Source organism: Metabacillus fastidiosus NBRC 101226 (assembly GCF_001591625.1).
Lineage (GTDB): Bacteria > Bacillota > Bacilli > Bacillales > Bacillaceae > Metabacillus > Metabacillus fastidiosus.
In genome coordinates, this window is the sequence record NZ_BCVG01000114.1 from 1 (window position 1) to 11,646 (window position 11,646).

An 11,646-nucleotide genomic window follows, 5' to 3' on the forward strand; every position below is an offset into this window, starting at 1 on the left:
ACTTCACTTCCTCTGATTTCCAGAACTTTGAAGTAGGAGTCTTACTGCCCGTTAAGCTGGGATAAAACTATGCTGGCAAAATAATAAAGGGTTCAAAAGCTAAAAGCTTTTGAACCCTTTTATGCTAACTATAAAGTCAGCTTTCTCTTATTAGAATAATTCCTCTTTATAACCTAATTCATATAAAGCACCGATTAAAGCTTTTACACCTTCAGCTAAATCTTTAGGCTCTGTGAATTCTGCAGGGTTATGGCTGATTCCTTTATGACTTGGAACGAATAACATTGCTGTTGGAGCAAAGTCAGCTAAAATTTGTGAATCATGACCAGCACCACTATGCATTAATTTATATTTTAATCCGTTTTTGTCACATTGTTCTTTAATAAGATTAACAATTCTCTCATCCATTGGTACTGGATCAGCATCCATCCATAAGTCAATGTTAAGCTCTACATTTATTTGTTCAGCAATTTGTTTTAATGCTGATTCAATTTCTTCTGTAGCTTGTACTAACTGATCTTTATGAGTGTGACGACAGTCAATTGTGAAGATTACTTTTCCTGGTACAACGTTAACAACATTTGGTGTTACTTCTACTTTACCAACTGTCGCAACTAGTGGATCACCATGTTTTAATGCGATATCGTTAATTGCTACGATCATTCTGCTTGCAGCAGTCATTGCATCTTGACGGTAACCCATTGGAGTAGTTCCAGCATGATTCGCTTCACCATTAATTTCAATTGTGTAACGGCGTTGACCAACAATATGTCCAACAATACCAATTGGAATCTGTTCGATTTCTAATACTCCGCCTTGTTCTGCGTGTAATTCGATAAATGCTTTTACATCTTTGCGTAATTCTTTCGTTTCATCGCGGAAGTCAAAACCTGCAGCTCTCATCGCTTCAACGAAAGAAACACCATTAAAGTCTGCAATATCTTCCACTTCTGAACGTTTCGCTGTACCTACGATGTTTTTAGAGCCCCAGAATGCATAAGGGAAACGGCTTCCTTCTTCTTCTGCCATTGCAACTACTTCGATATTACGAAGCGGTTGGCCATAAGTTTCTTTTAAGTATTTTAATGCAACGATTCCAGCGATAATACCTAATTGTCCATCATAATGACCAGCATTCATAACTGTATCAACATGTGAACCAGTTAAAATCGTTTCATCTTTATATTTAGAACCTTCCAATCTTCCAAAAAGGTTCCCAATTTCATCAAATTGTACTTGGAATCCTTCTTCTTTCATAAGGTTTTCAAGTCCTCTTTGTGCTTCAATCCACTCATGAGTATATAGTAATCTACTAATACCGCCTGCTGGGTCTTTACCAAATTCCCCTAACCACTCTAAAAGCTTTACAGATTCTTTTTCTACATCGAATTGCTTAACTTGACTCATATATAATCCTCCCACTTCATTCCAAAAATTTAGTATTGTAAGACAATAAAATTTATCATCTTTAATGAAAATACATAATAGAAAGAAGAATACCTAGTCTATTATATACCTTATAGTACAAGATAATCATTAACTACTTTTAAATTTTTTAAAATTGTGGCTTTCAACTCTCATGAAAGCCGGGACGCTAATAGGTGTCTTAAATTATATAATTTTTTGACAATTTTGTGAAACTGAATGTAAGCGTGAACAAAAGGCAAATACTTGCCTTTTCTATTATATTCTATATTTTTTTAAATAAATTAAAAAATGAGTAAAAATATACTATTAAAACAGAGGAAAATCTAGAATAATTTGGTTTTTTCTAGCTTCATTATTATTATAAAAAAGTAAAAATTGAACGGTTTAATTTTTGCTAAAAGCGATCTGCAAACCAATAATTGTGAACAATAAACCTTGAATCATATTCATTCTCTTGCCAATAAACGAATGACCGATTAACAATCGACGTATTTTATCTGATAATGTACTGACTGCAATAAAAATAATAAGTGCTTGAATCATAAAAACAAATCCTAAAATAAGCATTTGCACCGATATATGACCAGCAGTTTTATCAATAAATTGAGGCAGTAATGCTAAAAAGAATAATGACACTTTCGGATTTAAAATGTTCATTAAAATTCCTTTTTTATATAATTGTTTGTATTTTAAGGATTTCTGACTATTTATCGTAAGAGCATCTCCTCTGTCTCTAAAGGACTGCCATGCTAAAAACAATAAATAAGCTGCTCCTGCATACTTCACAATCGCAAAAGCAAGTGATGACTGATAAACAATAGCCGAAATACCAAGGGTAGCTGCTGTTATATGCACGACTAGTCCAGAACATAGTCCTAACGCAGTCGCTATTCCAGCTTTTTTATTTTGTGAAATACTTTGAGCAATAACAAATAAAATATCCGGACCCGGCATTAAAGTAAGAAAGATTGCCGCTCCTAAAAAAGATAACAGTAACATTAAGTCCATTCTGACTCCTCCAATCTCTTACATATTACTTCCACTTTTCCCTATTTTTCAATAATTTTATTTTAATAATTATCCTATTTATTAAAAAGGCTTAGAAAACAAAAGAAAAAGAAAGTATTTTCTATCTGTTCACGCTTACATCAAATTTCACAAAATCGTCAAACACTTATATAATTCATTTTGTTAACAGCGGACCCGGCTTTCATGAGAGTTGAAAGTCATAATTATAAAAATGAAAAAGAAAGAGGTGTCGTTTTGAATTCAAATACAATTAAATATGAATGGTTCGGGAATGTGAAAGGCGATATATTAGCAGGTATTGTTGTGGCTCTTGCATTAATCCCTGAAGCAATTGCATTTTCCATCATTGCAGGTGTAGACCCTATGATTGGATTGTATGCTTCATTTTGTATTGCTGTCACAATTGCTTTTATGGGTGGACGTCCAGGAATGATTTCAGCCGCTACAGGTGCAACAGCTTTACTGATGACAACATTAGTTGCTGATCATGGATTGCAATATCTTCTTGCAGCGACGATTTTGACTGGTATCCTGCAAATTATAATGGGTGTGTTAAAGCTTGGAAGATTAATGAAGTTTGTTCCAAGATCAGTTATGACCGGATTTGTTAACGCACTTGCAATCCTTATCTTTACAGCTCAGCTCGTTCAATTTGAAGGAGAGTCTCTGCCAATGTATGCAATGGTAGCGGGAGCACTTGCCATTATTTATATTTTGCCGCGTTTTACAAAAGCCGTTCCATCTCCGCTAGTCGCGATTATCGTTATTACAATTATTGCAATCATGACTGGAAGCGATGTGCGCACGGTTGGTGATATGGGTGAATTAACACAAACACTGCCTGTTTTCTTATTGCCTGATATTCCATTAAACTTTGAAACATTGCAAATTATTTTCCCTTATTCTTTAGCAATCGCCATTGTTGGATTAGTAGAATCTTTACTGACTGCTACAATTGTTGATGATATGACTGATACAGAAAGTGATAAGAACAGAGAAGCAAGAGGGCAAGGAATTGCTAATATTGTGTCTGGTTTATTTGGCGGAATGGCCGGCTGTGCCATGATCGGTCAATCTGTCATCAATGTAAAATCAGGTGGCCGAGGGCGTTTATCAACATTAGTTGCCGGTGTATTTTTAATGGTATTAATCCTATTATTAAATGATTTCCTTGTGAAAATTCCTATGGCAGCACTTGTCGGTGTTATGATCATGGTGTCGGTCGGAACTTTTGACTGGTCCTCATTAAAAATGATTCATAAAACCCCTTTAACAGATACATTAGTAATGGTTGTTACTGTTATAACTGTTATTATGACGCATGATTTATCAAAAGGTGTTTTCGTTGGTATCTTAATGAGTGCCGTCTTTTTTGCAGCAAAGATTTCTAAAGTGAAAGTGACAAGCTTAGCTTTGGAAGGTTCGAACAAAAAAGTGTATCGTGTTACCGGACAGTTATTCTTCGCTTCTGTTAGCGATTTTGTCAGAAATTTTGATTACAAAGAAGATGTGGAAGAAATTGATCTTGATTTAACAAATGCACATTTATGGGATGATTCAGCAGTCGGTGCTATCGATAAGATTATTATTAAATACTATCAAAATGGTACTAAAGTAAACCTAATTGGTGTTAATACAGAAAGCAGTGATTTGCTCAATAAATTAGCCGTTCATAACAAACCGGGTGGATTAAATAAAGCTGCTAACAACTAAAAAAGAGAAGGCCCCTTTATGAGAATCCAGTAAAATCGAGGATTTCGTAAAGAGGCCTTTCAGCTTTTAAAACTTATTATGGACTTATCGTAAAATCCCAGTTTTTTGAAATATTGTTACTATATTAATAACTGAATCTTATTGCCGGAAGGATCTTCTGTAAGAATGATCCCGTTCTTCTCTTCTGTTGACGCACCAATGTTTTGTAATTGCTCCACTACTTTTTCCCTTGCTTCTTCACTCGGTAATACAAGAGAAAATGAGTCTAAGCCGACACTATTTTCCAAAGGACGCGGCGCGCCGACACCTTGCCAAGTATTTAACCCAATATGATGATGATACTTCCCAGTGGAAATAAAAATGGCTTGATGACCAAACCGGCTTACAACGTCAAATCCAAGTCCTTTACAATAGAATTCTTCCGCTTTTAATAAATCAGCAACATGCAGATGAATATGTCCCATTAATATATCTTCAGGAAGGCCCTTCCAGTTATCTTCCTTTAACTCTTGAAGAATATCTTTAAAATTTAACGGGTCAACCGTCATTTCTACTTGATCTTCATTCCAGTTCCATTTCGAAGGGTCCCTGTCTACATAAATTTCAATCCCATTTCCATCTGGATCTGATAAGTACAGAGCTTCACTAACAAGGTGATCTGATGATCCTATAGGAATATTATTTTTTATAAAATGATTGATGATGTCCGCTAAATCTGAACGGTTAGGTAAAAGGATAGCAAAATGATATAAGCCGGTCGTTCTTCCTTGCTTTGGTATAACATTTTCCGGCTGTTCAATCGATAATAAGCTCGTTTTCCCATCAGTTGTCAGCTTCACTATATTATTTACACGTTCCAAAACTTGAAATCCAATGATTTTTTCATAGAACTTAAGAGAACGTTCTAAATCCTGTACTTTAATATTCACATGACTTACAAAAATATTTGGCTTGCGATGAAAATCCATGCTGATTTCCTCCCTTAATACAATTAGTTTAACCCCATAGAGTAAAATATATTTTAAATGAAATTTATTAGTTAGTTACTTTATGTAAGTAATTATATTTTTACAATTTATTTCTGTCAAGTAAGCTATTGATAGAAAATCCTTTCGATTATGACTATAATAAAAATAAGGAGTGATCAAAATGGACAAGTCACTAATCTGTCCCCGATTTGAAAAAGCAATTAGTATATTGAATCAAAAATGGACTGGTCTCGTTATATATCAGCTATTGAAAGGTCCACAGCGTTTTTGTAATATTGAGTCTTCTGTCGGCGTAAGTGCCAGAGTGCTTTCGGAGAGATTAAAGGACTTGGAGAATGAGGGGATTGTGAAGCGGGAAGTATTTCCGGAAACTCCGGTTCGAATCGAATACTCTTTAACAGCAAAAGGACTGGCATTAGAACCTCTTATGAAAGAGATAGAAAAATGGTCACAGGAATGGATGGACTCCTAATATGCTTTAAGCAATTTTTAAAGGATACATTAATTTTGTATCCTTTTATTTATATTTATTGAATCAAGATGGGAAGTGCTTTGCTTCCGCTAAACTTGCCATAAGATAATTTAATTTAATGTATCTTTCCAAAACAAAACAGTACTAGGAGTTTCCCCCTAGTACTGTTTTTATATTTATATATTTTATAATTGAAAGAAAATTCCCATCAGAGAGTAGATAATAACTGTTGAGAATAAGATCGTCATATGGAAGAGAGAGAAAATAAACAATGATCTTGCCCATTTTTCAGGATCCATTTTTTTATAGCCATAAACGCTTAAAACAAGCCATGCAATACTTAGAACGAGTGCAACTAAAGTAATTCCAAGGCTTAAAGATTGGAACAGAAAGCTTGCAGCAATTAAAACAACTAAATAAACGTTTGTTTGGATATATGTTCTTCTAACACCTTTTACAACTGGAAGCATTGGTACTTTTGCTGCTTTATATTCATCATGCTTACGAATAGCTATCGCATAGAAATGCGGCATTTGCCAAATCACTTGAATAAGGAAAAGCCCAATAATAGCAGGATGTGTTATATCTGGATGGATAGCAGCCCAACCGATAAGCGGCGGCATTGCTCCTGAAATACTTCCTACTTCTGTATTATAAATCGTACGACGTTTCGTCCACATTGTATATGGGAATACATAGAAAAATATACCTAAAAATCCTAAAATTGCAGCTAAAGGTGTCGTCAGAGCAAGAGCGCCTAATCCGACAACTGTCATTGAGATAGCAAGCCATAAAACGGACTTCGCTTTAATCATGCCGGTTACAGTCGGTCTATTTTTTGTTCTCTCCATAACCGCATCAATATCACGATCATACAAATTATTAAAAGCACCTGCTGCACCAATTATTAATGCAGAACCTATCAGAGCTAATATCATTTCCGGAATCTTTTCAAACGGACTAATATTATATGTGTATAAAGCCAATGTTAGTCCCGCTAACATCGGAACTAAATTTGATTTAATAATCCCAGTCTTAACAGTTTGTGCCAAAATTTGTGATAAATTTTGTTTTGGCACCGCTACAGGGGTATCTTGAATATCTTTATCAACCATTATATCACTTCGCATTATTTCTTTATTCATCCCTTTTCTTTTTACAAAGTTATATTTTGTCCAAATAAACAGAGACGATGGATGTCCCCTTCTACAGTTTAGCCACCTTTCCTATTATTCGATTATATTAATAATAACAAATCTAAATTTTATTAGGTGTTTCTACGACTAAATTCACATAAAATACATTCTTTTAAGGAATATTTCCATTTTTTTAATAAAAGACTCCCACTTCAAGGAATGTGAAGAGCGAAACCCAATGAGTAAGCGGGAGATGAATGTCGGTTAGTGGTAGACAAAACGTATGTTCTTATGTCATAATATTCCTGTACAGGTTGTTCTTTGAAAACTGGATATATAGGGTTGTGACAAGAAAGGCTTTGTCACGTAAAATATCCAAGCACCATTCGCCTCCAAACGTACTGAAGCTGCGAAAACCAAGCGAAAGCAAGACGTTTGGTGAGTTCAACGTACAAGATAGTATCACCGCAGGAGACCATCTCAGTCGTCTGTACTGCTAACCGTCGGTGCGACGGGGTTAGCCTGCTAAATAACTGGTGGATATACTGGTGTTCGCAGGAATCTTCCGCTTCAAATTTCGTCAGAAATTAAGCGGTGAGTAGTTCAATTCTATTATATTCCCCATTTTAATTTAAACTCTTTTATATAGAATACAAATTCAATAAAATTAATTCATACTTATATAGTTATGAACATCTATTCCTCATTTTATCATATGAAAATCTCAATTTTTAATTATTTTATTGTGTACAATTTTTGGCTTATTCTACTCAAACTAATAAAACGAGGAAGAAAAGTGAACTTTTCTTCCTCGTTTTATTAGTTTAAATCTTTTCCGTTCTAATCAAATAGATAAGCTATGAACATAGTTCTATTATCTCTCATGGAAAATAAAGTATTGTTATACTTTCTTAACAAATTCAGATTTTAATTTCATAGGTCCAAAACCATCAATTTTACAGTCAATATCATGGTCTCCATCAACTAAACGTATGTTTTTCACTTTTGTCCCTATTTTTACGACTAAAGAACTTCCTTTTACTTTAAGATCTTTAATTACTGTTACAGAGTCACCATCGTTTAAAACATTTCCATTTGCATCTTTAATAATTTTCTCATCTTCATTATTTCCAGTCTCTAATGTCCATTCATGAGCACATTCCGGGCAAACGAGAAGACTTCCATCTTCATACGTATATTGTGAATGACATTCTGGACAATTTGGTAAATCAGCCATTTTTCTCTTTCCCCCAGTTAGTATTTAAAAAAGCATATAGGAATTTGTCCTATATGCTTAATACTACCATTTCCTTTTATATTAACAAGTCTTCATCCAGCAGCTGCTTATACTTTTATTATTTAAAAAATGATCCCTTCTTCCTCCCTTTTAAAAGATCTCCTGTCCATCCTTTCACATGCATGAACCAATAGATTAAAATGGTGGAGGCGATAATGAGGAGGATAGAAAATAAATAACCATATTTCCATTCCAGTTCCGGCATATTTCTAAAGTTCATACCCCATAATGCCCCTAAAGCCATTACCGGAGTGAAAACTGTTGTTATAACTGTTAATGTTTTCATAATTTCATTTCCACGATGAGAAGAAATAATTTCTTCCAATTTTATAATTGAATCTATCTCATGTTCATACTCATTAAGAAGCGCTATCGCCCTTTCAATACGTTTACATGTACGAATAAATATTTCACCCTCAGTTACTTCACTAAGATACACTTCTTCAATCGTCATTTTTAATTCTTTTATTGGTATTAATATATTTTTCCATAAAAGCAATTCATGTCTCAACTTATAAATTTTATCAAGAATACTAATATCGTTCTTTTTATGCATTGTCCATATTAGCTTTTTGAGAGCCTCTTCATATTGATCAATACCGTACAGCATCTCATTCATTAATTCTCCAATAAAAATAAGAAAACCATCTAACGCATTTTCAGCCCTATCCATCTGTTCAAAAATAGAATCAGCATTAATATATTTAAAAACAGAAAGATCCAGATCAACTGTAATTAATCTTTCCTTTGTTAAATAAAAGTGGAAAATCTCATAGTCCAGCTCATCTTCAAAACTTTGTTTATAAATAAGAGAACCTTTTACAATCTTTTTCCCTTCTTCAAGAATCTCAATTTTAAGGAGATTAATTTTATTCTTCGGGACTTTCTTTAGCCATTCTGTATTAGAACAAGTATCACTTGCGATAAGCTGTTTGATATCATTTATTTCATCTTTCTCAAATTGATACCAACTCCAGTTTTCACCATTTCTATACTTCTTCATGTTTACTCCTTTTTACACGTTTTTTTATTTTAATTCCCTATTTTCAAATAAATAAAACAAAGAAGTTTCTGTTTTGTTATAAAAGAAATGGGGTAATAGATCACGAAGGTGTTGGAGCAAAAATTGCTCAACTATTTTTTTTCGAACAATTATCATTATTTTTAATCTGGGGTGAAAAATGAGCTTAATCTTCCTGCTTATCTATTTTGTGATCATTGCAGCTGTTATAGAGATTCACGTTATTTTATTTCATTTAACCGGACTGAAATTAGAGGTGTCCAGATTCCAAGTCATCTCGCTTATGACTGGAACAGGTTTTACGACTGGAGAATCTGAGCTTATTTTAGGTCATCCTATTCGCAGAAAATTAGCTGGGTTTCTTATTTTATTCGGAGCCTTTTCCCTCGCTGTTATTATTTCATCTATTAGCAGCTTTCTATCAGATGACCTCAAAACAAACAGTGTTTTATATATTGCCGGAGGATTTGTACTTTCCTTCCTTATTTTAAAAACAAAAATTATTCAAAAGAAATTATCAAAACTATTCAATAAAAATATGAAAAGACATATTCAGCTAAGCGATTTGCCAATAAGGGAAGTATTTTTAACAGATAAAGAAGATTATGTTATGAATCTCCATATTTATGAGGAATCTCCTCTATACGATAAGACTTTAAATGCGGTAGTGCCAGAATATGAGGAGCGGGAGTTCGTAGTATTATTTATTAAAAGAGGCGATGTAAAAATTAGAAGGAATATTTACAATACGCAAATTCATGAAGGAGATCAGATTTTTTTATTTGGAAGTGAAAAGACTATTCATGAAATCTTTCAGGATGATATAAATATGATGGAAAACAAACTGGAAAGCCAGCGCCACATGCCAATTAATGAACATTAAAAAATAACCGCATAAACAGCGGTTATTTTTTAATTTAATTCATTCCAAACTCTATTTAAATTTAATGGGACATATACTTTATCCCCCTGTATTTGTCTATGGATAATAGGTTTCTCAAAACACTTATCTAAGCAGGGACTTGGTTTTGTTTTACGTCTTGCTTGTTCTTTTTTTCCTATTAAATTACCTAAACTTTGTTTAGAAAATCTCATATTCATTCTCCTTATACCTTAAATATGTAATGACATACTGGCTTTATGTCAATTCTATAATCAGGGAATCCAACTATATTAGTGGCTTTTCGGTCTATTATGTTTTTGTATGACATAGATTAAAATAGGATAGGAAACTAACAGGAATCCCTTTAGTTTCCTATCCAAAAGTAACCTGATAATGAAAGATTAAGCTGATTTTGTCGCGATAACAACAATACGCCCTTCATCTAATTCTTCTTCATATCGCTCTGCATCTACATTTGATAACCCTAAAGATTGCATTTTCGAACGTAATTCATCTCCGCGTGAGCGAAATACATTTGCTACAGAATGAAAGATACCTTGTTCTCCCATACCAATGTCACTTGTATCTGTTTTATCTGTTAAGTCTTCTGAAAACTTTTTGTTATGAGCTAATAAGTAAATTTCACCTTTTGTAAAACCTTCTCTTAAAAACTCGTCGATTGCCTCTTTTGTCTGCACACTATTTTGTACTACTTTTACGTTGTTCATTTTATCAGCCTCCTAGAGTTTTAATTTATAATCTCTTGCTCTATTAGATATATAACCACTTTTAAAAGGTTCAAAACTTTTTCATAAAATATATGTTATTTCTTTGACTAAAACAGCACATTTAGAATGAAGCTAAATTTATTCATCCTCTTTCTTATAAAAAAGGAATAACAATCCAATCCAGAGGAACTATATAACATATAAAGATTTAGGATTCTTCAGTAAAGGAATCTAGGTTAAAAAAGTACAAAGGAAGGGTATAGAAAGAGTAGATAAAACTTTCAGCAAAAGGAAATGGCTTGCATATCATAATCTGGAAAACATAGTTAAATACAATATGTCGGAAGGTGATTATATGAAGAAACTTGTTTGCAAATATTGTGGAAATGCTGAATTTTATGTTTTGAATTTAGAAGAAACAATGTGTAAATGTGGTTTTAAATTAACTAAATTAAGTGATTATAAAACAGAAGAATTAGAAGAGGAAAATGAGCTTTTAGTCGATATTGAACAATCGGAACAAATAAATGAACAATCAAACCATCAATTAGAAGCTGAATTAATTTCAAAAATTAGTTTACTTAAAAGGGAAATTGATAAAAGCTTGGACGAAGGAAATAAAGAAAAATTCATACAATTAACTTCTGAGTTAAATGAGCAGGAGAAAATCTTAAATGTATGGATAGAAAATCCCGAATCTTTCTGCTCAGAAGAATATCAGGAAAATCAAAAATAGAAGAGAATGGAGAGGCTGGTCCTCTCCATTCTCTTTTTTATTCACAATATATATCCAGCAAAGCTTAGTATTGGAAAATTAAGCTAGATCTACATAAGTATAAGTTAATATTCTGACAGATAAACTGGATCTAATCAACATCCTTGAAATTTAGCTGGTATATCTTCGGATTTTGGGAAATATCGATTATCCGATAAAGTGAAACTTCTATCAG

The 11,646-nt window shown here is 33.2% G+C and carries 12 protein-coding genes; 4 read left to right on the plus strand and 8 right to left on the minus strand.

The genetic code is table 11. The annotated features are described in order from the left end of the window. Window positions 1–150 precede the first annotated feature (150 nt). On the minus strand, window positions 151–1,407 hold the full coding sequence (gene allC / locus BFA01S_RS18515) for an allantoate deiminase (protein WP_066234243.1): 1,257 nt from the start codon (window positions 1,405–1,407) through the stop codon (window positions 151–153). Window positions 1,408–1,812: 405 nt separating this feature from the next. After that, complete coding sequence (locus BFA01S_RS18520) at window positions 1,813–2,436, minus strand: LysE family translocator (protein WP_066234246.1); 624 nt, start codon at window positions 2,434–2,436, stop codon at window positions 1,813–1,815. A 255-nt stretch (window positions 2,437–2,691) separates the two neighbouring features. Here BFA01S_RS18520 and BFA01S_RS18525 point away from each other — a divergent pair, with 255 nt between their 5' ends. Further along, entirely contained in the window at window positions 2,692–4,170 is a 1,479-nt protein-coding gene (locus BFA01S_RS18525; RefSeq protein WP_066234270.1) for a SulP family inorganic anion transporter, read from the plus strand. A 119-nt stretch (window positions 4,171–4,289) separates the two neighbouring features. Here the strand turns inward: BFA01S_RS18525 and BFA01S_RS18530 are convergent, their stop codons facing one another. After that, on the minus strand, window positions 4,290–5,138 hold the full coding sequence (locus BFA01S_RS18530; protein ID WP_066234249.1) for a VOC family protein: 849 nt from the start codon (window positions 5,136–5,138) through the stop codon (window positions 4,290–4,292). 181 nt (window positions 5,139–5,319) lie between these two features. Between BFA01S_RS18530 and BFA01S_RS18535 the strand changes: the two genes are divergently transcribed. After that, window positions 5,320–5,631 (plus strand): winged helix-turn-helix transcriptional regulator, encoded by a 312-nt coding sequence (locus BFA01S_RS18535; RefSeq protein ID WP_066234252.1) that lies wholly within the window; start codon window positions 5,320–5,322, stop codon window positions 5,629–5,631. Window positions 5,632–5,816: 185 nt separating this feature from the next. On the opposite strand, the gene cyoE is transcribed toward BFA01S_RS18535, so the two are convergent. The 3 genes from cyoE to BFA01S_RS18550 all read right to left on the minus strand — a co-directional run bounded on the left by cyoE (window position 5,817) and on the right by BFA01S_RS18550 (window position 9,067). Next, window positions 5,817–6,746, minus strand: a complete 930-nt coding sequence (gene cyoE, locus BFA01S_RS18540; RefSeq protein WP_066234273.1) for a heme o synthase — start codon at window positions 6,744–6,746, stop codon at window positions 5,817–5,819. 922 nt (window positions 6,747–7,668) lie between these two features. Next, window positions 7,669–8,004 (minus strand): zinc ribbon domain-containing protein YjdM, encoded by a 336-nt coding sequence (locus tag BFA01S_RS18545; RefSeq protein WP_066234255.1) that lies wholly within the window; start codon window positions 8,002–8,004, stop codon window positions 7,669–7,671. Window positions 8,005–8,122: 118 nt separating this feature from the next. Further along, complete coding sequence (locus BFA01S_RS18550) at window positions 8,123–9,067, minus strand: magnesium transporter CorA family protein (protein WP_066234258.1); 945 nt, start codon at window positions 9,065–9,067, stop codon at window positions 8,123–8,125. Window positions 9,068–9,245: 178 nt separating this feature from the next. Here BFA01S_RS18550 and BFA01S_RS18555 point away from each other — a divergent pair, with 178 nt between their 5' ends. Continuing rightward, window positions 9,246–9,968 carry a TrkA C-terminal domain-containing protein gene (locus BFA01S_RS18555; protein WP_066234261.1) on the plus strand — a complete coding sequence of 241 codons (723 nt, stop codon included), beginning with the start codon at window positions 9,246–9,248 and terminating at the stop codon, window positions 9,966–9,968. 29 nt (window positions 9,969–9,997) lie between these two features. Here the strand turns inward: BFA01S_RS18555 and BFA01S_RS18560 are convergent, their stop codons facing one another. Both BFA01S_RS18560 and BFA01S_RS18565 read right to left on the minus strand, forming a co-directional pair. Then, a complete protein-coding gene (locus BFA01S_RS18560) occupies window positions 9,998–10,180 on the minus strand; it encodes a hypothetical protein (protein ID WP_066234262.1) in 183 nt (60 codons plus the stop codon). Between the two features lie 189 nt (window positions 10,181–10,369). Next, window positions 10,370–10,696: a YflT domain-containing protein gene (locus BFA01S_RS18565; protein ID WP_066234265.1), complete on the minus strand. Its 327-nt coding sequence runs from the start codon at window positions 10,694–10,696 to the stop codon at window positions 10,370–10,372. Between the two features lie 355 nt (window positions 10,697–11,051). On the opposite strand from BFA01S_RS18565, the gene BFA01S_RS18570 reads away from it, so the two are divergent. Next, on the plus strand, window positions 11,052–11,432 hold the full coding sequence (locus tag BFA01S_RS18570) for an IDEAL domain-containing protein (RefSeq protein ID WP_066234268.1): 381 nt from the start codon (window positions 11,052–11,054) through the stop codon (window positions 11,430–11,432). Window positions 11,433–11,646 lie beyond the last annotated feature (214 nt).